The sequence below is a fragment of the Ancylobacter terrae genome, from assembly GCF_045108345.1.
GTDB lineage: Bacteria > Pseudomonadota > Alphaproteobacteria > Rhizobiales > Xanthobacteraceae > Ancylobacter.
Window position 1 is genome coordinate 360,491 of record NZ_JBJGXH010000003.1, and the last position, 22,860, is coordinate 383,350.

Sequence of the window (22,860 nt, forward strand, 5' to 3'; positions counted from 1 at the left end):
ACGCAAAAAGGCCGGGGTTGAACCCGGCCTTTTCCATCAGACGAGGCTGATCGGGTGCGCGGTCAGAGCACCACGACATTGGTGCCCTGCGGCACGCGGTTGTAGAGATCGATGACGTCCTCGTTCAGCATGCGGATGCAGCCCGAGGAGATCGCCTGGCCGATATATTCGGGCTGGTTGGTGCCGTGGATGCGGAACAGCGTGTCCTTGTTGCCCTGATAGAGATAGAGGGCGCGGGCACCCATCGGGTTGTGCGGGCCGGGGCCGACGAAGTCCGGGATGCCCGACAGGCGCTGCTTGATCTCGGGGGTCGGCGTCCAGGTCGGCCATTCCGTCTTGCGGCCGACCTTCGCCTCGCCGCGGAAGGCCAGGCCTTCCTCGCCGACGGTGACGCCGTAGCGGATCGCCTTGCCGCCGTCCTCGACATAGTAGAGGTACTTCTTGTCGGTATCGACGACGATGGTGCCCGGCTTCTGCGAGCCGGAATAGTCGACGATCGACCGCTGGTACTGATCCGGCGGCAGCACCTTCTTGTAAGGCGCGTTGGCAAGAAGCTGCTTGTCCCGCGGCTTCATCGCCGTTTCCGGGGCTGCCTGGCGCGTTACCTGGGTACAGGCACCTGCGGTCAGCACCAGGAGCGCCACCACGACCCTACGCAACGTCATGTTATGCCTCTTTAAAACGACGATTCGCCGGACGCCGGGCCAGCGAATGCTCTCCCTTGTCCATTAGCCGAAGTCCGGTTTGCCTTGAAGAGGCCATGAAGCCCGGCCATGCGTCTGGCCGCTGCATGTTGCGGAAATGTCGCAGTTTTACCACAACGCAGCCGAGCAGGCTTCACGGTCGAGATTGGCCTTATCAACGACGCCGGGAATGCTTATTTTTGACGCAGTCGCTGCCCATTCAGTATGCAGGTCGTCCCTGCACAGGGCGGCGGCGATGGAGGAAGTCATGTCGACCGACGAGTCCCGGGAAGTTCAGCCCGGAAGCGAACGTTGGGATCGTTCGCAGCAAAGCGTTCACTGGCGTGAAATCGGCATCTCTGCCGTCGCCGCGGCCGCCCGCTACGCCGCTGCCACGGAAAAGGCCCCCGCTGCCGCCAAGACGGAGGCGCAGCCCGAGGCCGAGAAGGTAATCACCCTTCGCGACATCGAGCACTTCGCGGCCTGACGCCCGGGCCTCGGAGGCCCTGACGGCGCGCCCGCCCCCCGCTCGCGCAGCACCTCACATCGGACGGACAGTCCCGCGCGCACCGGCCCGGTGCGTGCATGCGCTTTGCCGCGCCACCTCGGCCGCCCGCCCCCGGAGGATCCATGCTGCACGCCTATTGTCCGCGCGCCGGTGTGCTGGATAAGCATGTCGTGGCGGCCGGGGGGCCGTTGCCACCGGATGCGCTGTGGCTCGACCTGATCAGCCCGACGCCGGACGAGGAAGCCCTCGTCGAACTCGGCCTCAATCTCGGCGTGCCTACGCGCGAGGAGATGGTCGAGATCGAGCCGTCGAGCCGGCTCTATGTCGAGAACGGCGCCCGCGTGATGACCGGCAGCGTGGTCTGCGCGGCCGATACCGAGCACCCCAAGCTCGCCGCCGTGAGCTTCATCCTGCGGGCCGGACGGCTGGTGACGGTGCGCTACGACCAGCCCACGCCCTTCAACATCCTGCAGTCCCGCCTCGGCCGCTCCTGCCCCGCCAAGCCGGGCGGCGAGCAGATCCTGCTCGATCTCCTCGACGCCATCGTCGACCGCGCGGCCGACATCCTCGAGCGGCTGGGCGCCGAGATCGACCTGGTCTCCAACCGCGTCTTCGAGCGGAACGGCGCCCGCGACGACGCCAGCCAGCGTTACCGCGCCATATTGCGCGTGCTGGGGCGCAAGGCCGACCTCGCCTCGAAGGTGCGCGAGAGCCTCGTCTCGATCGCCCGGCTGGTCACCTTCCTCGCCGCCGACACCGACGGGCAGGCGCCCTCGCTCTCCAAGGAACAGCGGGCGACGCTCAAGAGCATGCACCGCGACGCCACGTCGCTCACCGACCATGTGAGCTATCTCGGCGACAAGATCACCTTCCTGCTCGATGCGACACTCGGCATGGTCTCGATCGAGCAGAACAACATCATCAAGATCTTCGCGGTGCTCTCGGTGGTGCTGATGCCGCCGACGCTGATCGCCTCGGTCTACGGCATGAACTTCACCCACATGCCGGAGCTGACGGAAACCTGGGGCTACCCGATCGCGCTCTTCGCCATGCTGGTGGCCGCGGTGCTGCCCTACGCCTTCTTCAAGTGGAAGCGCTGGCTGTAGGGCGGAACTCGCGGCGGAGTTGCTGCCCTCGCGCTCATCATCCGGGAACGGCTGTCGGCCGTATCCGGGATCGTCCGGGAGCCTTGCACGGATGACGATCCCGGCTCTGCGCTCCGCTTCGTCCGGGATTACGGCACGCAGCGATGGCGTGCCCGGAGCGTCCGCTCACACGTGCTGGCCGCCATTGATGTGGATCTCGGCGCCGTTCAGGTAGGACGAGGTCTCGGTGCACAGCACATAGATGATCTTCGCCACCTCGTCGGGCGTGCCGAGCCGGTGCATCGGGATCTGCTCGACGATCTTGTCGGTGCCCGGGGAGAGGATCGAGGTGTCGATCTCGCCCGGGGCGATGGCGTTCACCCGGACGCCGAGCGGGCCGAAATCCGCCGCCATCTCGCGCGTCAGTCCCGCCAGCGCCGACTTCGAGGTGCCGTAGGCGGCCCCCGCAAAGGGATGCACCCGCGAGCCGGCGATGGAGGTAACGTTCACCACCGCGCCATGGGTGCGCTTCAGTTCCTCGAGCAGGCCGCGCGCCAGCAGCACGGGGGCAAAGAAATTCACCTGAAACACCCGGTGCCAGTCCTCTTCCGGGGTGTTGATGGTGTTAAGCCGCGCGCCGCCCGCTCCCTTGGGCGAGATGCCGGCATTGTTGACGAGGGCGTGCAGCTCGCCGTCCGGCAGGCGCTGCTTCACCTCCTCGATGGCCCGAAGGGTGTCGGCCGAATCCGCGAGGTCGACCTGGAGGTGGTCCTCCGGGCCCATCTCCCACGGGCAGTTCTCCGGGAACGGGTGGCGCGAGCAGGTGATGACCCGCCAGCCGGCCGCGGAAAACCGCTTCACCGTGGCGTGGCCGATGCCACGCGAGGCGCCGGTCAGCAGCAGGATGCGGCGGGGCTGGTTGGTCTGGGACGCGGTGTTGGGTGCCATCGCTGTTTCTTAGCTCACGGATAGTGCCGTGTCTTGCTCCACTGCGCCGCATCGAGGCCCTCCTCGCCGGTGCCGGCGCGGCGGAAGATGATGCGGTCGTGCAGCCGGAACGGCCGGTCGTGCCAGAACTCGATCTGCAGCGGGCGGATGCGGAATCCGGTCCAGTGGGGGGGACGCGGCACGCTGCCGAGCGCGTATTGCGCCGTCACCTTCGCCACCGCCGCCTCCAGCGCGAAGCGCCCCTCCAGCGGGCGCGACTGCCGGCTGGCCCAGGCGCCGATCTGCGACAGCCGCGGGCGGGAGGCGAAATAGGCGTCCGCCTCGGCGTCGGTGACACGCTCGACCGGGCCGCGAACCCGCACCTGACGGCGCAGCGACTTCCAGTGAAACACCACGGCCGCGCGCGGGTTGGCCGCGAGTTCCTCGCCCTTGGCGCTCTCGGTGTTGGTGTAGAAGACGAAGCCGCGGGCATCGCGCCCGTTCAGCAGCACCATGCGCACATCCGGCAGGCCGCTCGCGTCGACGGTCGCCAGCGCCATGGCGTTGGGATCGTTCGGCTCGCTCCGGGTCGCTTCCGCAAGCCATTCCTCGAAAAGGCGAAATGGCTCCGTAGCGGCGGTGAAATCACCAGAAATTAACTCTTCGCGCTGTTCCATGTGCCGATCAGTCGTGCGTGACCAGAGGCGGGGGCCGTGGTGTTTGTGTATCGTGGGACGCGGGAATCCGGCGGGCCAACCGGCCGCCGCAGTCCCTATAGCCGACCTGCGCCCGGCCGCCCACATGAAACCCGCGCGGGGGGCCTGCGCGCGATCGGTCTGCCGGCCATGCCAGCGCTCTGCTGCGCCGGGATCGCCCTGCTGCTGGGCGGCTGTGCGGGCATGGGCATCGCCACCGACCCGATTGTCACCGGCTCGACGGCACCCCGCCCCGTCGCCATGGCGCCGGGCGAAGCGGTTCCCGCGGGCGTGGGCGTCGACGACTGGGTGAGCGCGCGGCGGGCGCTCGCCGAGGCGCTGGCGACCCGGAGCGGGGCGCCGAGCGTGCCGTGGGAGAACCCGGCGAGCGGATGGCGCGGCACCGCCACGCCGCTCGGCGAGGCCAGTGCCCCATCCGCGTGCCGGGGCTTCCTCGTCAGTCTCGTACGCGAGGGCGACGAGCGCTGGCTCGAAGGCGAGGCGTGCCGCAAGGGCCGCAGCGAATGGGCGATCAGCAATGCGCGGCTGCTGGAACGCAGCTGAGCGGGAAGCAGCCTGCGCGGCACGACGCGACCGTTGCGCAACGGCAACACAGATCCCACATGAGCGGTGCCGGTGCATTTTCAGGCGACGTGCGTTGCGCGCCGCTCTACGAGAATGCGACGAGCATGACGGCGTCCGGTTTCCCGGGCGCCAGCCGGAACCTCCGGGCGAGATGAGAATCCATGCGCGACCCCTATGACGTGCTCGGCGTGGCCCGCAACGCCGACCAGAATGAGATCAAGCGCGCCTTCCGGCGCCTGGCGAAGAAGCTGCACCCCGACGCCAACACGTCGGACCCCAAGGCGCAGGACAAGTTCGCCGAGCTGAACAGCGCCCACGAGATCCTCTCGGACCCCGAGACGCGGGGCAAGTTCGACCGCGGCGAGATCGACGCCGAAGGCAAGCCGCGCGGCTTCGAGGGCTTCCCGGGCGGCGGCGGTGGCTTCCGGCGCGGTCCGCGCCCCGACATGGGCGGGGAATCGCCGTTCGAGAGCTTTCATTTCAGCACCGACGGCATGCGGCGCGGCCGCCCCCAGGGCGGCGGCTTCGGTGCCGGCGGCTTCGACGACGTCATCTCGGACATCCTCGGCGGCTTCTCCCGTGGCGGCGGTGGCGGGCGCGCGGCCGGTGGGGAGCCGGGCCGGGGCAACGACATCGAGATCACCGTGCCGCTGCCGCTCGAACGAATCATGGAGGGTGGCCCGACCAAGGTGCGCCTGCCCGACGGCCGCACGGTCGAAGTCAAGATTCCGCCGCGCGCGCAGGAAGGCTACCGGCTGCGGCTGAAGGGCCAGGGCGAGCCGAGCCCGCTCGGCGGTCCGCCCGGCGACGCCTTCGTCGTCGTCACCTATGCGCCTCATCCGGTGTTCCGTGTCGATGGCGCAGACCTCAAGACCGACCAGGCCCTGCCGCTCGCCGACGCCGTGCTCGGCACCAAGCTGCGGGTGCCGACGCTGACCGGCTCGGTCGAACTGTCGATCCCGGCCTGGACCAGTTCGGGGCGCACCTTCCGCCTGCGCGGCAAGGGGCTGCCGAAGAGCGAGGACGTCACCGGCGATCTGCTGATCACCGTGCGGATCGCGCTACCGGAGACGCCCGATGCCGAGCTGGAGGCGCTGATGCGACGCCGGCGCGAGGAGCAGGGCTGAGCCACCGGCCCCGCAGAGGGGCGGCTTGAGCCGCTCCCGCTGCTGTGCAATAGGATCGGCAGGCGACCCCGTCCGGGTTGCCGTGGACAGGCATGCCCTTGCGGCATGCGGCGACGGAGCAGGGTATGGCATCGGGCGGTCTCATGAGCGGCAAGCGCGGCCTCGTCATGGGGGTGGCGAACAACCGCTCGATCGCCTGGGGGATCGCCAAGGCCGCGGCGGCGCAGGGCGCTCGTCTCGCCCTCACCTATCAGGGCGAGCCGCTGAGGAAGCGCGTCGAACCGCTCGCCGCCGAACTCGACGCCGCCGTCGTCGGCCATTGCGACGTGACCGATCCCGCCACCATCGATGCCGTCTTCGCCGAGACCGAGCGGGTGCTGGGCGGTCTGGACTTCGTGGTCCACGCCATCGCCTTCTCCGACAAGAACGAGCTCGACGGCCGCTATGTCGACACCACGGCGGAGAATTTCAGCAAGACCATGCTGATCTCCTGCTACAGCTTCACCGCCGTTGCCCAGCGCGCCGAGAAGCTGATGACAAATGGCGGCTCGCTGCTGACGCTGACCTATTACGGCGCCGAGAAATGGATGCCGCACTACAACGTCATGGGCGTCGCCAAGGCGGCGCTGGAGGCGAGCGTGCGCTATCTCGCCGCCGACCTCGGCCCCAAGAACATCCGCGTCAACGCCATCTCGGCCGGCCCGATCAAGACGCTCGCGGCGTCGGGCATCGGCGATTTCCGCTATATCCTCAAGTGGAACGAGCTGAACGCGCCGCTGCGCCGCACCGTCACCATCGACGAGGTCGGCGATACCGGCATGTATCTGCTGTCCGATCTCGGCCGGGCCGTGACCGGGGAGATCCACCATGTCGATGCCGGCTATCACATCGTCGGCATGAAGAACCCGGAAGCGCCCGACCTGACGCTGGAGCGCGACTGAACCTCTTTCCCTGCCGGGCGCGATGCGCCGCCGATGGAGACGATTGCGATGCCCGTGCACTCCAACCGGATCGTCCGCCGCGCCGCGCTGGCGGTCCTGGCCGCCGCAACAGTCCTCGGCACCCTCGCCGGTTCGGCACAGGCGCAGGGCGTCGCGCCGATCATCGTGCGTCCGCCGCCGGGCGTCCCGGACAACGGCGTGCCGCCGACCTTCCAGGAATACCCGCTCTGGGACCGCATCTTCGGGTCGGGCGGCGCGGTGTTCCCCGGCTATCGCATGCCTCCGACCGATCGGAGGGGCCGCACGCCGGTCTCTCTGCTCACGGGCAGCGGCGCCGGGCGCACGCTCTTCGCCGCGGGCACCGCCGACAATCTGTGCCAGTGGCAGCAGGTGCCCACCATCACCGTGCTGACGCCCCCCGCCACCGGCCGGCTGTCGACCGACATCGGCCCCTTCATCGTGACCGGGGTCGACGGCGGCAACACGCTCTGCCTCGGGCGGCAGGTGCGCGGCACCCGGCTCAACTATGCCGGCCCGCTGCCGCTGCGCCCGCAGCAGATCACCGTGCGCGTCGCCTACCCGTTCCGCAGTTCCTATACCCACGTCGTCACCATTCCCGCGCGATGACCAAGCCGCGGATATTCCTGATCCGCCATGGCGAGACCGACTGGAATCTGGCCGGCCGGCTGCAGGGTGGCCACGATATCCCGCTGAACGATCTCGGCCGCGAGCAGGCGGCCGGCGCGGCGCGCGTCATCGGCCAGCTCAGCCTCGACCGGCCGAGCTGCTATGTGGCGAGCCCGCTGAGCCGGGCTGCGCAGACCATGGCCATATTGCGGGCCGGGCTCGGCCTGCCACCCGACGAGTTCCGCCGCGACGACCGGCTGAAGGAACTTTCCTTCGGCCGCTGGGAGGGCTCGACCTGGCTCGACCTGCGCCGGCGCGATCCGATCGCCGTCGCCGCGCGTGACGCCGATCCCTGGCATTTCGTGCCGCCGGGCGGGGAGAGCTATGCGGCATTGACGCAGCGGGCCCAGGCCGCCATCGCCGAGATCACCGAGGACGCGGTGATCGTGACGCATGGCGGCGTCATCCGCGCACTGCTGCACGCGCTCACGGGAATGCCGGTGGAAACGGCCGCCGATCTGCCCGTGCGGCAGGGAGCCGTCTATGCGGTCGGAGACGGCACCTTCAACGTCACCGTGCCGGACGGCTATCGCCGACGGGTAAAGGGGTAGATCCCCATCGTTCCGATCACTCGCCCAGCAGGTTACGGCGCACCCGCGCGAGGTGGCCGGTGAGGGCCGCCTCGGCCGTACGCCCGTCGCGGGCGCGCAGGGCGGCGACGATCTCCCGGTGTTCCTGCCGATAGGCGTCGCGGCGCTCGGCGGTGATGCTGAGGCGTTTCAGTTCGCCCCATTCGGCGAGTTCGCGGGCCCCGGTTATGGTGGCGTAGATCGCGACGATGAGCGGGTTGTGCGTCGCCTCGGCGATGGCCTGGTGCAGCGCGGCGTCCCACGTCTCGAACTCCACGAAATCGTCCGCCGCCTCGCCGCGCCGGTTGCACTCCTCCATACGCTCGAAATCGGCGGCCTTCGCGTTCATCACGACGAGCTGCGCCAGGCGCGGCTCGACGATGAGGCGCGCCGCCATGATCTCGGTCGGGCTGGCATCGTGGAGGCGGGCCGAGGGAACCTCGACCGGCGTTTCCGCGGGCTTGGCGACATAAGTGCCGCTGCCGATGATGCGGACGACGCGCCCCTGCGCCTCCATCACCGACAGAGCGTCGCGGACCGCCGAGCGCGGCACGCGGAGCTGCTCGGCCAGCGCCCGCTCGGTGGGAAGCTTGGCGCCGACGTCGTACCGCCCCGAGCCGATGGCGGAGGCGAGGAAGTCATGCACTTGCACGGTCGGCTTCGGCTCGGCGAGGTCGCGATCCATATTCCGCTTCCGCTGTTGGGCTCATGTTCGTCGTATTTGGTATACCAATAAAGACGACCTGCACCAGTCATTTCCGAAGAATTTCATGTTCGCGTGCCGGTTTTGACTTGACCTGGTTGACCTATTTTGGACCAATAACGCCATAACACGGCAAATTGGTCAACCAATCAAGGGCAAAACATGAAGTTCGCCACCTTCCTCCACGCCGGGCGCGAGCAGATCGGCCTCGTCGATGCCGAGGCGGAACGCGTCTGTCCGATGGAGGCGCAAGACATGATCGACCTCATCCGCCGGTTCGACGAGATCGCCCCGCGGATCAAGATGAACGGCAACGGCATGGACCTGTCCGAGGTTCGCCTGCTGGCCCCCATCCCCCGCCCCAGCCGCAACATCTTCTGCGTCGGCAAGAACTACCGCGACCATGCCCGCGAATTCGCCAATTCCGGCTATGAGGCGGGGGCGGTGAAGGGGGCGGAGATCGACGACTACCCGGCCGTGTTCACCAAGCCGGGCACCTGCGTCGTCGGCCCGGGCGAGCCGGTCGATACCCATCCGCGTGTCACCAGTGCCGTCGACTACGAGGTCGAACTCACCATCGTCATCGGCAAGGGCGGCCGGGACATCCGCCGGGACGACGCGCTCAAGCACATCTTCGGCTACACCATCATCAACGACGTGACCGCCCGCGACCGCCAGAAGAACCACCGCCAATGGTTCCTCGGTAAGGCGCTCGACAGCTTCTGCCCCATGGGCCCGTGGATCACCACCGCCGACGAGGTGGATATCGACAATCTCGAGGTCCGCACCTGGGTGAACGGCGAACTGCGCCAGAACGCCAACACCCGCGATCTCATCTTCGACATCCCCGGCCTCATCGAGACCCTTTCCGCCGGGGCGACGCTGATGCCCGGCGACCTGATCGCCACCGGCACGCCGGCCGGCGTCGGCCTGGGCTTCAACCCGCCGAAATTCCTCAAGGCCGGCGACAACGTCACCATGTCGATCACCGGCCTCGGGACGCTGAGCAACCCGTTTGCCTGACGCCGCGCCACGCCCCAGCTGACACCCCAGCCGGCGCGGCGCCCCTCGAGCCTGAACGTCCATGCCGAAGCGCAGCCCCGACAACGTGCGCCGGCTCCGGGAGGAAAAATGGCTTCACTCGCCCTCGCGACGGCGTCGCGACCTGGTGGCCTGCCGCGATGGCTGCGCCTCGAAAACATCGTCATCGGCGCCGCGATCATCGCGCTGACCGTCCTCGTCATCCTGCCCGTCCTCTCGCTCATCCTCGCGAGCGTGTGGCGGGACGGGCACCTGACCGGGGAATTCTTCGCCGAAGCGCTGACCGGCCGCTCCTATCTGCGGGCGCTCGGCAATTCGCTCGTCCTCGGCGCGTGGACCGGGTTGCTCAGCGTCGTCATCGGCGTGCCGCTGGCCTGGGCGGTGAGCCGGACCAACGTGCCGGGCAAGGGGCTGATCCAGGTCACGGCGACGCTCTCCTATCTGTCGCCGCCCTTCCTGACCGCCATCGCCTTCGTGAACCTGTTCAGCCCGAATGCGGGCATCGTGAACGTGTTCCTGCGCGAGGTGATGGGGCTGAACATCGGCTTCAACATCTTCACGATGAGCGGCCTCGTCTTCGTCACGGTGCTGCACACCTTCCCCTTCGTCTATCTGCTGGCGTCCTCGGCGCTGCAATCGGTGGACGCGTCCTATGAGGAGGCGGCGCAGATCCTCGGCGCGAGCAAGCTGCGCACGGCGCTCACCATCACCCTGCCGCTGGTGGCGCCGGCGGTGCTGTCGGGCACGCTGCTCGCCTTCGTCAACGCCATCGCCCTGTTCGGCAGCCAGGCGATCATCGGCCTGCCGGGCCGCATCGTGACACTGCCGACCCGCATCTATTCGCTGTTCGACTATCCCCCGCAGCTCGGCACCGCCTCGGCGCTGTCGCTGCTCTTCATCGCCATCACCGTGGCGGCGCTGTATCTGCAGCGCGCCTTCCTGGCGCGACGCTCCTATGTGACGCTGGCGGGCAAGGGTGCGCGGCCTCAATTGATGGATCTGGGCGGCTGGCGCTGGGTGCTGTTCGGCGCCTGCGTGGTCACCTTCCTTGTCGCCATCGTGCTGCCCTACGGCACGCTGATCGCGGTGTCCTTCTCCAAGTCCTGGGGCCTCAATTTCTGGCAGAACCTCACGCTGGAGAACTACCGCTTCGTGCTCGTCGACTACGACGTCACGCGGCGGGCCATCACCAACAGCCTGCTGCTCGCCACCGTGGCGGCCACCGCCTGCGTCTTCCTCGGCGCGGCGATCAGCTGGATCGACGTGCGCACCAAGCTGCCGGGTCGACGCCTGCTGGACTATGCCTCGCTCATCCCGCTCGGCCTGCCGGGCATCGTGATGGCGGTGGCGCTGTTGCAGTTCTGGCTGGCGATGCCGGTCGCGCTCTACGGCACCTTCGCCATCCTGCTGCTCGCCTATGTCGGGCGCTACGTGCCGCTCGGCGTGCGGGCGGCGAACGCCTCGCTCCGGCAGATCGATCCCTCGCTGGAAGAGAGCGCCCGCATCCTCGGCGCCTCCTGGGGCACGACGATGCGGGAGATCACCCTGCCGCTCATCAAGCCGGGCCTGTTCGCCGGCTGGCTGCTGGTGTTCGTGCCGGTGATCCAGGAACTCTCCGCCTCGATCCTGCTGTTCTCCTCGACCTCCATCACCCTGGCGGTTGCGGTCTACAACCTCTACGAGACCGGCTACACGGAACCCGTCGCCGCTCTCGCCATGGTCAACATGGTCATCATCGCGCTCGCCATCGGCATCGCCCGCCATTTCGGCGGCAGCCGGCTCGGCATGAAGACGGGCGCTTCAGGCAATTCGCGACCGGGAGTGATGGGCTGATGGCTGGCATCCGCATCAACGGCCTCTCGAAATTCTATGGTGGCAAGGACAGCGGCATGGCCGCGCTGCGCGACCTCGATCTCGAGATCAAGGACAACCAGTTCGTGACCCTGCTCGGCCCGTCCGGCTGCGGCAAGACCACCACGCTGCGGCTCATCGCCGGCTACCTCACGCCCGATGCCGGCACCATCCGGGTGGACAACACGGTGGTGTCGTCGCCCGACGGGGTGGCCCCGCCGGACCGGCGCGGCATGGGCATGGTGTTCCAAAACTATGCGGTTTGGCCGCACAAGACGGTGTTCGAGAACGTCGTCTTCGGCCTCAAGCTGCGCAAGATCCCGACCGATCAGGCGCGGCGCAAGGTGCTCGACGCCCTCGCGCTGGTCAATCTGAACGGCCTCGAAGGCCGCTTCCCGAACGAACTCTCGGGCGGGCAGCAGCAGCGCGTCGCGCTCGCCCGCAGCCTCGTCGTCGAGCCGGGGATCCTCCTGCTCGACGAGCCGCTGTCCAATCTCGACGCCAAGCTGCGCGAGAAGATGCGGGTCGAGCTGAAGCAGCTGCAGCGCCGCACCGGCATCACCTTCGTCTATGTGACGCATGACCAGTCCGAAGCGCTCGCGCTCTCCGACCAGATCGCGGTGATGCATGGCGGCGCGCTCCAGCAATACGGCACGCCGGACGAGGTCTACCGCCGCCCGGCCAACAAGATCGTCGCCGACTTCATGGGCATCGTGAACTTCCTGCCGGGCGAGGTGCGCGCCGGCACCGGTGGCGCGCCGGCCGTGGTGGTGGAGGGGATGGAGGTCACCGGCCTCCGCCAGGCCGACCGGCTCCGGGCTGGCGATGGCGTCGACATCGCGGTGCGGCCCGAGAGCATCCGCATGGCGCGCGCCCGCAGCGAGACCCACCGCCTCGCCGCCCGCGTGACCGAGCACACTTATCTCGGCAACCTCTCCGAATACTGGACCCAGCTCCCCTCGGGCGCCGTGCTGCGGGTCCAGACCCATCCGCTCGAGCCGTTCGCCGTCGGCGACGAGGTCTTCCTCGCCATCGATACCTCGGAATGCAGCGTCTTCCCGCGCACGTCCGAACCGGCCCGGCTCGCCGCCTAGATTCGTTGACCAAGGAGTTGATCATGCAGGGCGCATCCGCGCTGAAGCCGGCCGTCACGGGCCGCGAGCACTGGACCCGCAACGGCGATGCCGAGCTCTTCCTGTGGCAGAAGACCCCGGAAGGGCGCGACAAGGCCGGCACCGTGCTGTTCGTGCACGGCTCGTCGATGGCCTCGCAGCCGACATTCGACCTCCAGATCCCAGGGCGGCCCTTCTCCTCGGCGATGGACTATTTCGTCGACAAGGGGTTCGAGACCTGGACCGTCGACATGCGCGGCTATGGCCGCTCCGACAAGCGCCCCGGCACGCAGGCGACGATCGCGGAAGGGGGCGCCGACGTCGCCGCCGCCACCGACTACATCATGGGCGAGACCGGGGCGAAGGACTTCCTCGTCTACGGCATCTCCTCCGGCGCGCTGCGCGCGGCCACCTTCGCGCAGGCGCATCCGGAACGGGTGAGGCGTCTTGCGCTCGATGCCTTCGTGTGGACCGGCGAGGGCAGCCATACGCTGGAGAACCGGCGCAAGAAGCTGCCGGACTTCCCCGCGGGCGGCCGGCGGCCCATCGACAAGGCCTTCGTCTACTCGATCTTCAACCGCGACCATCCCGGCACGGCGGAGGACCGGGTGATCGAGGCCTTCGCCGACGCCATCCTGGCGCTCGACGATTCCATGCCGAACGGCACCTATATCGACATGTGCACCAACCTGCCGGTGATCGATCCGACCAGGATCACCGTGCCGACCATCGTGATGCGCGGCGAGTATGACGGCATCGCCGGCTTCGACGACCTGGTCGAGTTCTTCAAGCGCCTGCCCAACTCCGACAAGCAGTTCGCGGTGATGCCAGGCATCTCGCACGCCTCGTTCCAGCAGAAGAACTACATGCTGGTGCTGCACATCCTGCACGCCTTCTTCACCCAGCCGGAGCCGCTCTATCGCGGCTGAACCGGCAGGGCCACGACACAACAAAATCAACGCTACGGGAGGACATCATGACTCAGCAAACGGGCGCCGCGTCGCGGCGGTGCGTCGTCGCCGCCCTGGGGCTCATCCTGGGCGGCGCGGTCGTCGGCATGGCCGGCGCTGCGGCGGCCGACGAGGTCGATCTCGCCAAGGCCAAGAGCGAGGGCAAGGTGGTGTGGTACACCTCCACCCCCATCGAGCAGGCCAACAAGCTGGCGCGCCTGTTCGAGGAGCAGACCGGGATCAAGGTGGAGCTGTTCCGCTCGGGCGGCTCGGCCATCCTGCGCCGCTTCAACCAGGAGGTCTCGGCCGGCCGGGTCGCCGCCGACGTGCTGACGACGTCGGACCCCGCGGCCTCGAACGTGATGGCCGAGCAGGGGCTGTTCATCCCGTTCAAGCCCAAGGACTTTGAAAAGGTGCCCGCCGAGGCGAAGGACCCGAACGGCGCCTGGATCGGTCAACGCCTCAACCTCATCACCATCTACATGCGCGGCGACAAGATCGCGGCCGGCGAGCGCCCGGCCAAATGGACCGATCTGACCAACGCGAAATATGACGGCAAGCTGGTGATGACCGACCCGTCCTTCACCTCGCTGCAGCTGTCGGTGGTCGGCACGCTGTCGCAGAAGCTGGGCTGGGGCTACTACAAGAAGCTGGCAGACAACAATGTGATGGTCGTGCAGGGCAACCAGCAGGTATCGGACAATCTCAAGCGCGGCGAGCGGCTGATCGCGGTCGGCGCGCTCGATTCCTACGCCGCCGAGGACCGCAAGGACGGCCACGAGATCATCACCGTCTATCCGGCCGACGGCACCTTCGTGATCCCCTCCCCGACCGCCGTGGTGAAGGGCAGCCCGAACCCGAATGCGGCCAAGGCCTTCGCCGAGTTCATGATCAGCCCGGCGGCGCAGAACATCTTCCCGGCGGATGGCGGCTATTCGGCCCGCTCTGACATCGCCCCGCCCGAGGGAGGCCCCAAGCTGACGGAACTGACCGTCCTGCCGGTCGACTATGCCGCGCTCGAAAAGAACGCCGGCAAGATCAAGGACGAGTTCAACAACATCTTCCGCTGATGCCGCCCGCGCAAGCGGGGGCTCGTTACTGCGCGGTGCCCCAGGCGGCGACCTTGGCCGGCTGGGGTGCGAGCGACAGCGGCGCGGAGGCATCGTCGGGGGCAGCGGGCGTGCTGCGCAGCTGCGGTGCGCCCGAGGCCACCGCGCCGCGGGCCGCCGGCCGCGTGGTGGCCACGGTGCTGCCGCCCTGGGGCTTGGCGCCGCCCGCGGCCGCCAGGCGGCGCATCGCGGCCACGCTCGCCTGCGCCTCCTCCGGCGACAGATCGGCACGCGCCAGCTGCTCCGCTTCGCCCATCCGCCCCTGGAGGCTGAGGACGAGGGCGAGGTTCTGCCGCACGCGCAGGTCCGCCTTCGGGCTGGCGGCGGCCTGGCGCAGCGTCGCCTCGGCCTGTGGCAGGTTCTTCGACAATGCGTAGGAAAGGCCGAGATTGGCGAGGATGGTCGGCTCGTCCGGGGCGATCTTCAACGCCGTCTCGTAATATTTGCGCGCTTCCTCGGGCCGGCCCATCTGGTCGAGCACGGCGCCCTGCACGTTGAGGATGCGCCAGTCCGGCCGGTCCGGCGTGTGGGCGCGGGCGAGCACGTCGAGCGACTGCTGGAGCTGTCCGTTCTCGGCGAGCGCGCGCCCGTAGGCGCCGAGCACCCGGGTATCGCGCGGGTTCTTGATGGCGGTCTGCTGCAGCACGGCGGTCGCCTGCGCGCGCTGACCGGTCGCCCGCAGCGCGTTGCCATAGGCGAGGCCTGCCGCGGCATCGGCCGGATCGGCAGCATAGCGCTGCTCGAGTTCGGCGAGCTGGGCCGGGCGGCCAGCGGACGGGGCCGATTGCGAAATGGAACCGGTAGCGTTGGCGGTCAGCGAGCGCGAACTGGTCTGGCAGCCGCCAAGCAGGAGGGCCGCGCTGCCCGCAAGCGCCAGTGCCACCAGCGCACGGCGCGGCGCGCGAACGGGTTGCGCGCGGGTGACCAGAAGCGAACGCATGACCATCTCCGGCGGGCGGCATGCCCTTGCCTCTTCATGGAGCATTAACCCTAACAAGCGGTTAAGGGGTGCCGTCTTCCGCCCCGGCCGGCGCCATGTTAGGCCGAGCCACCCGTCCCCGGAGTGCCTGCCATGAGCGACCGCCTGATCGCCGCCTCGCCCGACGCCCTGCCGGTCTGGTGCCTTACCGCACGCGACTGGAAGGACGGGAGCTGGACCGGGGGAGCCGGACCCGAGGCGCCGCCGCCGGCCGCGCTCACCTATGCCCGCGCCGCTGGATTCAGGGCCGATGCCGGCGCGCATGTGCTGTTGCCGGGTGCGGATGGCGGGCTCGCCGGCGCGCTGTTCGCGTTCTCCGACGCGGCGGGCGCGGACCCGCTCGCCTTCGGCAAGCTCGCCACCGTGTTGCCGACCGGCGACTGGCGCCTCGCACTGGCGCCGCCGGATGCGCGCCTCGCCGTGCTCGGCTTCGCGCTCGGCGGCTACCGTTTCGAGCGCTACCGCAAGCGGCCGGGCGGCACGGCGCGCCTCGTGGTGCCCGACGGCGTGGATGCCGGCATGCTGGCGCGCACGGCAGCGGCGGTGGCGCTGGCGCGGGACCTGGTCAACACGCCCGCCAACGACCTCGGCCCCGCCGAGATCGAGGACGCCGCCCGCGCCCTCGCCAGCCGCCACGGCGCCGCCATCACGGTGACGCGCGGCGCGGAGCTGCTTGCCGCCAACCTGCCGATGATCCACGCGGTCGGTCGCGCCAGCCCGCGCGCACCGCGCCTCATCGACCTCGTCTGGGGCGATCCGGATGCGCCGAAGGTGACCATCGTCGGCAAGGGCGTCGCCTTCGATACCGGCGGGCTCGACATCAAGCCGTCGAGCGGCATGCTCTTGATGAAGAAGGACATGGGCGGGGCCGCGAACGCGCTCGGCCTCGCCGCCATGATCATGGGTCGTGGCCTGAAGATACGGCTGCGGGTGCTGATCCCGGCGGTGGAGAACGCCATCGACGGCTCCGCCTTCCGCCCCGGCGATATTCTCGCCAGCCGCAAGGGTCTCTCGGTCGAGATCGGCAACACCGATGCGGAAGGGCGCCTGATCCTCGCCGACGCGCTGACCCTCGCCGATGAGGAGGCGCCGGAGCTGCTGATCGACCTCGCCACCCTGACGGGGGCCGCGCGCGTGGCGCTCGGCCCGCAACTGCCGCCGGCCTATACGGATGACGAGACGCTCGCCGCCGACCTCGCCCGCCATGCCGTTGCGGAAGCCGATCCGCTCTGGCGGCTGCCGCTGTGGCCGGGTTACGCCGCGATGCTGGACAGCCCGATCGCCGATCTCAACAACGCCCCCGGCTCGGGTTTTGCCGGTTCCATCACCGCCGCGCTGTTCCTCAAGCGCTTCGTGGGGCAGGCGAAATCCTGGCTGCACCTCGACATCTACGCCTGGAACCCCTCATCCCGACCGGGCCGGCCGGAGGGCGGCGAGGCGCAGACCATCCGCGCCCTCGACGCGCTGATCGCCGAGCGATTCGGCGCCTGAGGCGGGTGTTCGATCCCGTCATGCAGGCCGAAGAGCCGGTGTAGCGTGTCGGAGCCACCGTGCCGGCGATCCCGGACACGACCTGCCGGCCGTTCTGGGATGACGGACCCGCGTTGCCGCAACCATTTCCCGCGCCCACGTCCCGCAGGCGACCCGCCGCCTCAGTCGATGTAGCGGCTTTCCTCGATGATGGTCTGGGCGCCGAGCGCGTTGAGCCGCTCGCCGACGCGGGCGCCGAGATCGGCGGGGGCGGCGTTGGGCGTCGAATCGATCACCTCGACGAGGCTGCGCCCGTCCGCCGAGACCACGACGCCACGCAGATGCAGCCGCCCGCCCTCGATCGTTGCATAGCCGCCGATGGAGGAATCGCAGTGGCCGTTGAGCTCGCGCAGCATGGCGCGCTCGGCCTGGTAGAGGAAGGTGGTGGCGCGGTGGTTGATCGCGGCCAGCAGCCGACCGATCTCGTCATTGCCGCTCTGGTACTCGACGATGACGACGCCCTGCCCCACTGCCGGGCACATCTCCTCGACCTCCAGCACGCGCGAGATTCGGTGGCCGAGGTCGATCCGCTGCAGGCCCGCCTTGGCCAGCACCACGGCTTCCACCGGCGGCGTCGAGCCGCCATAGTTGAACTCCATCGGCGTGCCGCGATCGAGCCGGTCGAGCCGCAGATCGGCCGAGCCGCGAAAGGCCACCACCTCGGCGTCCGGAAAAAGCCGGCGCAGGAAGGCCCGGCGGCGGATGGAGGAGGTGCCGATCACCGCCGGCGCGGTCACGCTCTCGCGCAGCACCAGCGCGTCGCGCGCGTCGTCGCGGGGCAGGCAGGCGCCGATGGCGAAGCCGGTCTCGGCGTAATACTCGTCATTGCCGGGCAGATCCTTCAGCGAGTGCATCGCCATGTCCGCCTCGCCGGCGGTCATCATGTCGCGCATCGCCTGGATGAAGGCGCCGCCCTTGCCGCCCAGCGCCCCGAGCCGGCTCTTGTGGTCGCGATCGGCCGGAGCCGGGCGGGTGACGAGTTCGAAGCGGTGCTCGGGAAAGGCGGCCTGCAGCGCGGCCCGGACCGCCTCGCTCTGCGCGAGCGCCATCTTGCTGGCGCGGGTCCCGATCCTGAAGACTTTCGACATCGCCTCACATCCCGTCTCGCCGCGCCTGCGCCCCTTGGACGGGGCCGCAGGTCTATAGTCGCTCCCTCGCGGGTTTGACAAATGGCGATGAGGAACGGGCCCGGCGACAGGACGCCGCCGGGCCGCAGCGACATCAGTGCGTGCGCGTCTTGGCCCGGCGCGCGAGCATGTTGAGCGCCTCGACCGCCGTCGAGAAGGCCATCGCGGTGTAGACATAGCCCTTGGGCACGTGCGCCCCGAAACCTTCCGCGATCAGCGTCATGCCGATCATGATCAGGAAGCCCAGCGCCAGCATGACGATGGTCGGGTTCGCGGCGATGAAGCGGGCGAGCGGGTCGGCCGCCAGCAGCATCACCAGCACCGCGACGATGACGGCGATGACCATGATCGGGATGTGCTCGGTCATGCCGACGGCGGTGATGATGCTGTCGATCGAAAAGACGAGATCCAGCATGATGATCTGGACGATCGCCGCGCCGAAGCTGATGGTCACCGCCTGGCTCATGGTCTGCTCGGCATGGGCGCGCGGATCGACGCTCTCATGGATCTCGCGCGTCGCCTTCCACACGAGGAACAGGCCGCCGAGGATCAGGATGATGTCGCGCCACGAGAAATCGTGGCCGAACACCGAAAAGATCGGCTGGGTGAGGCGCACGATGAGGGCCACCGTGCCGAGCAAAGCGAGGCGCATGATCAGCGCGAGGCCGATGCCGATCCGCCGGCCCTTGGTGCGCTGGTGCTCGGGCAGCTTGTTGGTGAGAATGGAAATGAAGATCAGGTTGTCGATGCCGAGCACCACTTCCATGGCGATCAGCGTCGCGAGCGCCGCCCAGGCGGCCGGGCTGGCGGCAAGTTCGATGAGTTGTTCCATGGCTCAGCGCCCGGTCAGGTCGTGATCGAGGGTAGGGAGATAAGCGACAGCGGCCGCCAGCAGGGCGGCAGGCATGGGTAGGGGATGCGATAAGCGACGCATTGATTCTCTCGGCCGGCGGACATCGGGAAGGATCCGACATCACGCGAGCGCCGGCAGGGCTAGCGTCAGAGGGGCCCGGATCGGGTTGCAGGGACTGTAGCGTGACGCCACGCGGCCGACAAGACGGTGCCTGAAACCTCCTGACGCGCTGCTTCACGGGCCTGCGCGACAGCTTGAACGCGGATCGGCGGAAAGCGTTCCGCTACCGTCCGTGAGGGCGCGCCTTCAGCGGAACAGGTCTTCCCCCGCCGGGCGGATGAGCGCCCGCGCCGGCGCCTCCGGTCCCGCCGAAGCGAGGCCGCGCACCACCACCGCCGGGCGTCCCTCGTCGGCCTGCCCCATCAGCAGCGACGCCGCGGCGGCGATCTCGTCGGCATGAGCGATGACGGTGACACGCAGCGTGCGGCCGAACAGGTCCGGATCGCCGCGCCGGTCGACGAGTGCCGCAAGGCCGGCCGCGCCGATGGCGACGCCGACGGTGCCCTGCCGCCACGGGCGCCCGAAGCTGTCATTGATCACGACGCCGACCCGCACGCCCGCGCGCCCCGAAAAGCCCTCGGCGAGACGAGCCGCGCTGGCATCGGGGTCGAGCGGGAGCAGCAGCGCGGCGGGATCGGATTCCGCGCCGCCGATGTTCGACTGGTCGATGCCGGCATTGGCCATGACGAGGCCGAGCCGGTGCTCGACGATCAGCACGCCCGGGCGCTTGCGGACGATGCGGCGGCTCTCGGTGAGGATCAGTTCGATGAGTCTCGGATCCTTGCCGACCTCGCCGGCCAGCGCCAGAGCCTCGGCGGACGGCTCGACATCGGCGAGGCGGATGCGGCGGCCTTCCGCCTTGGAGACGATCTTCTGGGCGATGACAACGATATCCCCCTCGACGAGGGGTTGGCCGGCGGCCGACAGCGCGTCGTGGATCAGGCGGGGGAGGTCATCGCCCGCGGCGATCAGCGGCAGACCGGGGACGGCGATCAGCTCCAGCCGGGCGGGCGGGATCACCGCGACCTCGCGCGCGTCGTCTCCGCGCCGGGTTCGTCCTGCTCCAGCAGTTCCGCGAGCGGGTAGCCCTCGAAGCGCTTGATGGTCTTGGTCACGACATAGGTGAAATAAACCGATATGCCGATCTCGCGCGTCAGCAGATCGTCGATGATCTCCTGGTAGTGTCCGATGTTTCGGGCGATGATCTGCAGGATATAATCGATACCACCCCCCACGGCGTGGCAGGACAATACTTCCGGGACATTCCGGACAACCTGCTCGAAGCGGGAGAAATGCGCGCCGGTGTGGTGCTGAAGCGTCAGAGTGGTGAAAATAAGCTCGGTCTTGACGAGGCGCGCCAGGTCGATCTCGCCGCGATAGCCGCGCACATAGCCGGCCTGCTCCATCTTCTGCAGGCGGTCCCAGCAGGAGGAAAGCGACAAGCCGATCGCCGAGGCGAGGTCGACTTTCTTGATGCGGCCGTTCTTCTGGAGCAGCGCCAGGATCCGCACATCCACCGGGTCCAGCCTGTCCGCCGCCATCTCACCGCTCCCGAAGCCCGTCCTGCGGGCCAAAATTGCTGCTCAGCCAGTCTTTTGGCAAAGCCGGGACGAAATTGCCATCGCGACCTGTCATGTCGCCGTTGGAGACCAGCGAATTCAGGATGGCTTCCTCGACGCTCTGCACCACGGCGTCAAAGAACGGGTCGATATCGGCCTCCGGCACGAACGCCGCCTGCGACAGGCGCCCACCGGCACCGCCCGCGGCCGGTCCATTAGCCGTTGAAAAAGCAAGGAAAATATCGCCGGACGAGTGATAGCCATAGCCCCCCGTGGCCGCGACGCCGAGCGGGATGCGGCGGGCGAGGCGCTTGAGCTGGTGGGGCAGGAAGGGCGCGTCGGTCGCGACGATGGCAATGATGGAGCCCTTCTCCGCGCGCGGCGTGCGCTCGATCATCGCCGGCTCGCCGAGTTCGCGACCGGCCCGGCGGCCCCGGATCAAGAGATTGATCCGCTTACCGAAATTCGCCTGGACGAAGGCGCCGACGGTATAGGTCTCGCCCGCGAAGGCGACGCGGCGCGAGGCGGTGCCCGAGCCGGCCTTGAACTGGAAGGCGATCATCCCGGTGCCGCCGCCGACGCTGCCCTCGGCGATCGGCCCGTCCGTCGCGCCCTCGATGGCGGCGACGACGTGTTCCTCGCGCACATGGAAACCGTTGATATCGTTCAGGAAGCCGTCATAGGTCTCGGCCGCCACCGGCAATCCCCAGGCGTCTTCCAGCGCGTCCGGCCGGGCCTTCGCCACCCAGCGCAGGGTGGCGTCGCGGGTAAGGCCGCAGGCGTGGGTGTTGGTGATGGTGATGGGGAAATTGAACGCGCCGATCTCCTCGATCAGGTGCGAGCCGCTCATCTCGCCATTGCCGTTCATGCTGTAAAGCCCTGCGAATACAGGCACTTCCAACTGCCCGGGCGGGCGCGGCAGGATGGCGGTGACGCCGGTGCGGACGGGTCCCTCGCCCACCTTCAGCGGCCCCTCGCCGGAAATCAGCGTCGAATATCCGACGCTTACGCCGGGCACGTCGGTGATGGCGTTGTTCGGCCCCGGCACCCCGTCGAAGGGGATGGCAAAGGCCCGCGCGCGGGGGTGACCGGTCGGTGCAGTGAGGTGGACGATCGGTGCGGTCGGTGCAGTCAGTGTCATCGCTTTCATCCGCGGTTCAGAACACCGGATCACGGTAAAATGGAACCGTCTCGACGCGCGGGCGCCACGTCCCCGCCGCCATCAGCGCGCGCACATGATCGGCGATCTCGGACAGGGTGGCGAACCACACGTCGCCGGTCGCCCGCATGTGCTCGATCAGCTCGGCGATGGCGAGCGCCTGCGCCGGGCGCCCGCTGACCGCCGGGTGCCAGACCGAGACCCACAGCCCGCCGAACTGCCAGAGCGCGTTGAACTCCTCGCGGAACACCGCCAGCGCCTGCGAGGGCGCCGACACCTTCATCAGGTAATCGAAGGCGCGGCTGGAGACATACTGGTTGTAGTCGTCCACCGAGGCGGGCACCGGCAGCTCGACCAGCGTGCCCCGGCCATTGTCGAGCAGGATCGGCACGTCGTCGGCGAAAAGCGAGGAATCGTAGGCGAAGCCGGCTTCGATCAGCAGGTCGAAAGTCGCGCGCGACAGCGCGTAATAGGGCGCGCGGTAGCCGCGCGGGCGCCGGCCGCAGAAGCGCTCGATGATCGCGCTGCCGTGCGCCAGCGTCTCGCGCTCGGCCTCCTCGCCCTGATCGCTCGGCCGCTCGTGGAAATGGCCGTGATGGCCGATCTCGCCGCCGTGCTTCAGGATCGCCTCGATCGCCTGCGGGTAGGTCTCGATCACCCAGCCGGGGGCGAAGGCGGTGATCGGCACGCCGCGCTCGCCGAACAGCCGCGCCAGCCGGGGCGTCCCGACGAAGGGATCGTAGCGCATATGGGCGAGCGCCTGCGGCAGGTCGGGCGCGCGGGCGCGGTGGGCGGCGTGCACCACGCTGTCGGCGTCGATATCGAAGGAGAAGGCGACGGCGCAGCGCGCGCCGTTCGGCCAGGGCGGGGGATTGTCGATCATGAAGCCCGGTCCCTCCGCACCCGTTCAAGGGCGGTCTGAAAATCGGCTCTGCCCGCAGCGCACCGGACATCCTGCGAGGCCCGCGCGGCGCCCGGGCACCTCAGGATGACGGCGCATCGCGCCTTCGCACAAGCGCT

Annotated in this window: 24 protein-coding genes; 13 read left to right on the forward strand and 11 right to left on the reverse strand. The window is 68.8% G+C overall.

Going from position 1 to position 22,860, the window contains the following annotated elements; translation table 11 throughout:
* Nucleotides 1-62 precede the first annotated feature (62 nt).
* Entirely contained in the window at nucleotides 63-665 is a 603-nt protein-coding gene (locus ACEUEL_RS18200) for a L,D-transpeptidase (RefSeq protein WP_405708256.1), read from the reverse strand.
* A 286-nt stretch (nucleotides 666-951) separates the two neighbouring features.
* Here ACEUEL_RS18200 and ACEUEL_RS18205 point away from each other — a divergent pair, with 286 nt between their 5' ends.
* Together ACEUEL_RS18205 and ACEUEL_RS18210 are read left to right on the forward strand one after the other, a co-directional pair.
* Nucleotides 952-1,170 carry a hypothetical protein gene (locus ACEUEL_RS18205; RefSeq protein WP_405708258.1) on the forward strand — a complete coding sequence of 73 codons (219 nt, stop codon included), beginning with the start codon at nucleotides 952-954 and terminating at the stop codon, nucleotides 1,168-1,170.
* A gap of 143 nt (nucleotides 1,171-1,313) precedes the next feature.
* Nucleotides 1,314-2,297: a magnesium transporter CorA family protein gene (locus ACEUEL_RS18210; RefSeq protein ID WP_405708261.1), complete on the forward strand. Its 984-nt coding sequence runs from the start codon at nucleotides 1,314-1,316 to the stop codon at nucleotides 2,295-2,297.
* A gap of 165 nt (nucleotides 2,298-2,462) precedes the next feature.
* Here the strand turns inward: ACEUEL_RS18210 and ACEUEL_RS18215 are convergent, their stop codons facing one another.
* Together ACEUEL_RS18215 and pdxH are read right to left on the reverse strand one after the other, a co-directional pair.
* The gene (locus ACEUEL_RS18215) at nucleotides 2,463-3,224 is read right to left on the reverse strand and encodes an SDR family NAD(P)-dependent oxidoreductase (RefSeq protein ID WP_405708264.1); all 762 of its coding nucleotides are present in this window, start codon (nucleotides 3,222-3,224) and stop codon (nucleotides 2,463-2,465) included.
* A gap of 14 nt (nucleotides 3,225-3,238) precedes the next feature.
* Nucleotides 3,239-3,880 carry a pyridoxamine 5'-phosphate oxidase gene (pdxH, locus tag ACEUEL_RS18220; RefSeq protein ID WP_405708266.1) on the reverse strand — a complete coding sequence of 214 codons (642 nt, stop codon included), beginning with the start codon at nucleotides 3,878-3,880 and terminating at the stop codon, nucleotides 3,239-3,241.
* A gap of 168 nt (nucleotides 3,881-4,048) precedes the next feature.
* Here pdxH and ACEUEL_RS18225 point away from each other — a divergent pair, with 168 nt between their 5' ends.
* The 5 genes from ACEUEL_RS18225 (at nucleotide 4,049) to ACEUEL_RS18245 (ending at nucleotide 7,789) form a co-directional block, all read left to right on the forward strand.
* Nucleotides 4,049-4,462 (forward strand): RT0821/Lpp0805 family surface protein, encoded by a 414-nt coding sequence (locus ACEUEL_RS18225; RefSeq protein ID WP_405708269.1) that lies wholly within the window; start codon nucleotides 4,049-4,051, stop codon nucleotides 4,460-4,462.
* 182 nt (nucleotides 4,463-4,644) lie between these two features.
* Nucleotides 4,645-5,610: a DnaJ C-terminal domain-containing protein gene (locus ACEUEL_RS18230; RefSeq protein WP_405708271.1), complete on the forward strand. Its 966-nt coding sequence runs from the start codon at nucleotides 4,645-4,647 to the stop codon at nucleotides 5,608-5,610.
* 125 nt (nucleotides 5,611-5,735) lie between these two features.
* Nucleotides 5,736-6,551: an enoyl-ACP reductase FabI gene (gene fabI / locus ACEUEL_RS18235; RefSeq protein ID WP_405708274.1), complete on the forward strand. Its 816-nt coding sequence runs from the start codon at nucleotides 5,736-5,738 to the stop codon at nucleotides 6,549-6,551.
* Nucleotides 6,552-6,599: 48 nt separating this feature from the next.
* The gene (locus ACEUEL_RS18240; protein WP_405708277.1) at nucleotides 6,600-7,178 is read left to right on the forward strand and encodes a hypothetical protein; all 579 of its coding nucleotides are present in this window, start codon (nucleotides 6,600-6,602) and stop codon (nucleotides 7,176-7,178) included.
* The gene (locus ACEUEL_RS18245; RefSeq protein ID WP_405708280.1) at nucleotides 7,175-7,789 is read left to right on the forward strand and encodes a histidine phosphatase family protein; all 615 of its coding nucleotides are present in this window, start codon (nucleotides 7,175-7,177) and stop codon (nucleotides 7,787-7,789) included. Before ACEUEL_RS18240 ends, ACEUEL_RS18245 begins: the two co-directional genes overlap by 4 nt.
* Nucleotides 7,790-7,805: 16 nt before the next feature.
* On the opposite strand, the gene ACEUEL_RS18250 is transcribed toward ACEUEL_RS18245, so the two are convergent.
* A complete protein-coding gene (locus tag ACEUEL_RS18250; RefSeq protein ID WP_405708283.1) occupies nucleotides 7,806-8,492 on the reverse strand; it encodes a FadR/GntR family transcriptional regulator in 687 nt (228 codons plus the stop codon).
* A 180-nt stretch (nucleotides 8,493-8,672) separates the two neighbouring features.
* Between ACEUEL_RS18250 and ACEUEL_RS18255 the strand changes: the two genes are divergently transcribed.
* The 5 genes from ACEUEL_RS18255 to ACEUEL_RS18275 all read left to right on the forward strand — a co-directional run bounded on the left by ACEUEL_RS18255 (nucleotide 8,673) and on the right by ACEUEL_RS18275 (nucleotide 14,534).
* Nucleotides 8,673-9,533, forward strand: coding sequence for a fumarylacetoacetate hydrolase family protein (locus ACEUEL_RS18255; protein WP_405708286.1), 861 nt, complete (start codon nucleotides 8,673-8,675; stop codon nucleotides 9,531-9,533).
* Between the two features lie 108 nt (nucleotides 9,534-9,641).
* Nucleotides 9,642-11,384 (forward strand): ABC transporter permease, encoded by a 1,743-nt coding sequence (locus ACEUEL_RS18260; protein WP_405708288.1) that lies wholly within the window; start codon nucleotides 9,642-9,644, stop codon nucleotides 11,382-11,384.
* Nucleotides 11,384-12,496 carry an ABC transporter ATP-binding protein gene (locus ACEUEL_RS18265; RefSeq protein WP_405708291.1) on the forward strand — a complete coding sequence of 371 codons (1,113 nt, stop codon included), beginning with the start codon at nucleotides 11,384-11,386 and terminating at the stop codon, nucleotides 12,494-12,496. The genes ACEUEL_RS18260 and ACEUEL_RS18265 overlap by 1 nt, the downstream gene beginning before the upstream one ends.
* A gap of 23 nt (nucleotides 12,497-12,519) precedes the next feature.
* Nucleotides 12,520-13,443 carry an alpha/beta hydrolase gene (locus tag ACEUEL_RS18270; RefSeq protein ID WP_405708294.1) on the forward strand — a complete coding sequence of 308 codons (924 nt, stop codon included), beginning with the start codon at nucleotides 12,520-12,522 and terminating at the stop codon, nucleotides 13,441-13,443.
* 47 nt (nucleotides 13,444-13,490) lie between these two features.
* Nucleotides 13,491-14,534, forward strand: coding sequence for an ABC transporter substrate-binding protein (locus ACEUEL_RS18275; RefSeq protein ID WP_405708297.1), 1,044 nt, complete (start codon nucleotides 13,491-13,493; stop codon nucleotides 14,532-14,534).
* A 25-nt stretch (nucleotides 14,535-14,559) separates the two neighbouring features.
* Here ACEUEL_RS18275 and ACEUEL_RS18280 read toward each other — a convergent pair whose 3' ends face one another.
* Nucleotides 14,560-15,513, reverse strand: a complete 954-nt coding sequence (locus ACEUEL_RS18280) for a tetratricopeptide repeat protein (RefSeq protein WP_405708300.1) — start codon at nucleotides 15,511-15,513, stop codon at nucleotides 14,560-14,562.
* A gap of 132 nt (nucleotides 15,514-15,645) precedes the next feature.
* Here ACEUEL_RS18280 and ACEUEL_RS18285 point away from each other — a divergent pair, with 132 nt between their 5' ends.
* Nucleotides 15,646-17,043 (forward strand): leucyl aminopeptidase family protein, encoded by a 1,398-nt coding sequence (locus tag ACEUEL_RS18285; RefSeq protein ID WP_405708302.1) that lies wholly within the window; start codon nucleotides 15,646-15,648, stop codon nucleotides 17,041-17,043.
* A 161-nt stretch (nucleotides 17,044-17,204) separates the two neighbouring features.
* Here the strand turns inward: ACEUEL_RS18285 and hemC are convergent, their stop codons facing one another.
* From hemC to ACEUEL_RS18315, 6 genes are all read right to left on the reverse strand, one after another.
* Nucleotides 17,205-18,170, reverse strand: a complete 966-nt coding sequence (gene hemC / locus ACEUEL_RS18290) for a hydroxymethylbilane synthase (protein ID WP_405708305.1) — start codon at nucleotides 18,168-18,170, stop codon at nucleotides 17,205-17,207.
* Between the two features lie 133 nt (nucleotides 18,171-18,303).
* On the reverse strand, nucleotides 18,304-19,041 hold the full coding sequence (locus ACEUEL_RS18295) for a TerC family protein (protein WP_405708307.1): 738 nt from the start codon (nucleotides 19,039-19,041) through the stop codon (nucleotides 18,304-18,306).
* Between the two features lie 327 nt (nucleotides 19,042-19,368).
* Nucleotides 19,369-20,142, reverse strand: coding sequence for a coenzyme F420-0:L-glutamate ligase (cofE, locus tag ACEUEL_RS18300; protein ID WP_405708310.1), 774 nt, complete (start codon nucleotides 20,140-20,142; stop codon nucleotides 19,369-19,371).
* Nucleotides 20,139-20,663, reverse strand: a complete 525-nt coding sequence (locus ACEUEL_RS18305) for an Lrp/AsnC family transcriptional regulator (RefSeq protein ID WP_405708313.1) — start codon at nucleotides 20,661-20,663, stop codon at nucleotides 20,139-20,141. Before ACEUEL_RS18305 ends, cofE begins: the two co-directional genes overlap by 4 nt.
* Nucleotide 20,664: 1 nt before the next feature.
* On the reverse strand, nucleotides 20,665-21,822 hold the full coding sequence (locus ACEUEL_RS18310; protein WP_405708316.1) for a DmpA family aminopeptidase: 1,158 nt from the start codon (nucleotides 21,820-21,822) through the stop codon (nucleotides 20,665-20,667).
* Between the two features lie 16 nt (nucleotides 21,823-21,838).
* Nucleotides 21,839-22,723, reverse strand: a complete 885-nt coding sequence (locus ACEUEL_RS18315; RefSeq protein WP_405708318.1) for a polysaccharide deacetylase family protein — start codon at nucleotides 22,721-22,723, stop codon at nucleotides 21,839-21,841.
* Nucleotides 22,724-22,860 lie beyond the last annotated feature (137 nt).

Coding starts and splice junctions, on each gene's coding strand:
- ACEUEL_RS18265 (WP_405708291.1), top strand. CDS start 11,384: ATGGCTGGCATCCGCATCAACGGCCTCTCGAAATTCTATGGTGGCAAG.
- ACEUEL_RS18280 (WP_405708300.1), bottom strand. CDS start 15,513: ATGCGTTCGCTTCTGGTCACCCGCGCGCAACCCGTTCGCGCGCCGCGC.
- ACEUEL_RS18200 (WP_405708256.1), bottom strand. CDS start 665: ATGACGTTGCGTAGGGTCGTGGTGGCGCTCCTGGTGCTGACCGCAGGT.
- ACEUEL_RS18285 (WP_405708302.1), top strand. CDS start 15,646: ATGAGCGACCGCCTGATCGCCGCCTCGCCCGACGCCCTGCCGGTCTGG.
- ACEUEL_RS18270 (WP_405708294.1), top strand. CDS start 12,520: ATGCAGGGCGCATCCGCGCTGAAGCCGGCCGTCACGGGCCGCGAGCAC.
- ACEUEL_RS18295 (WP_405708307.1), bottom strand. CDS start 19,041: ATGGAACAACTCATCGAACTTGCCGCCAGCCCGGCCGCCTGGGCGGCG.
- hemC (WP_405708305.1), bottom strand. CDS start 18,170: ATGTCGAAAGTCTTCAGGATCGGGACCCGCGCCAGCAAGATGGCGCTC.
- fabI (WP_405708274.1), top strand. CDS start 5,736: ATGGCATCGGGCGGTCTCATGAGCGGCAAGCGCGGCCTCGTCATGGGG.
- ACEUEL_RS18210 (WP_405708261.1), top strand. CDS start 1,314: ATGCTGCACGCCTATTGTCCGCGCGCCGGTGTGCTGGATAAGCATGTC.
- ACEUEL_RS18315 (WP_405708318.1), bottom strand. CDS start 22,723: ATGATCGACAATCCCCCGCCCTGGCCGAACGGCGCGCGCTGCGCCGTC.
- ACEUEL_RS18240 (WP_405708277.1), top strand. CDS start 6,600: ATGCCCGTGCACTCCAACCGGATCGTCCGCCGCGCCGCGCTGGCGGTC.
- ACEUEL_RS18205 (WP_405708258.1), top strand. CDS start 952: ATGTCGACCGACGAGTCCCGGGAAGTTCAGCCCGGAAGCGAACGTTGG.
- ACEUEL_RS18310 (WP_405708316.1), bottom strand. CDS start 21,822: ATGACACTGACTGCACCGACCGCACCGATCGTCCACCTCACTGCACCG.
- ACEUEL_RS18225 (WP_405708269.1), top strand. CDS start 4,049: ATGCCAGCGCTCTGCTGCGCCGGGATCGCCCTGCTGCTGGGCGGCTGT.
- ACEUEL_RS18215 (WP_405708264.1), bottom strand. CDS start 3,224: ATGGCACCCAACACCGCGTCCCAGACCAACCAGCCCCGCCGCATCCTG.
- ACEUEL_RS18255 (WP_405708286.1), top strand. CDS start 8,673: ATGAAGTTCGCCACCTTCCTCCACGCCGGGCGCGAGCAGATCGGCCTC.
- ACEUEL_RS18250 (WP_405708283.1), bottom strand. CDS start 8,492: ATGGATCGCGACCTCGCCGAGCCGAAGCCGACCGTGCAAGTGCATGAC.
- ACEUEL_RS18245 (WP_405708280.1), top strand. CDS start 7,175: ATGACCAAGCCGCGGATATTCCTGATCCGCCATGGCGAGACCGACTGG.
- ACEUEL_RS18275 (WP_405708297.1), top strand. CDS start 13,491: ATGACTCAGCAAACGGGCGCCGCGTCGCGGCGGTGCGTCGTCGCCGCC.
- pdxH (WP_405708266.1), bottom strand. CDS start 3,880: ATGGAACAGCGCGAAGAGTTAATTTCTGGTGATTTCACCGCCGCTACG.
- ACEUEL_RS18305 (WP_405708313.1), bottom strand. CDS start 20,663: ATGGCGGCGGACAGGCTGGACCCGGTGGATGTGCGGATCCTGGCGCTG.
- ACEUEL_RS18260 (WP_405708288.1), top strand. CDS start 9,642: ATGGCTTCACTCGCCCTCGCGACGGCGTCGCGACCTGGTGGCCTGCCG.
- ACEUEL_RS18230 (WP_405708271.1), top strand. CDS start 4,645: ATGCGCGACCCCTATGACGTGCTCGGCGTGGCCCGCAACGCCGACCAG.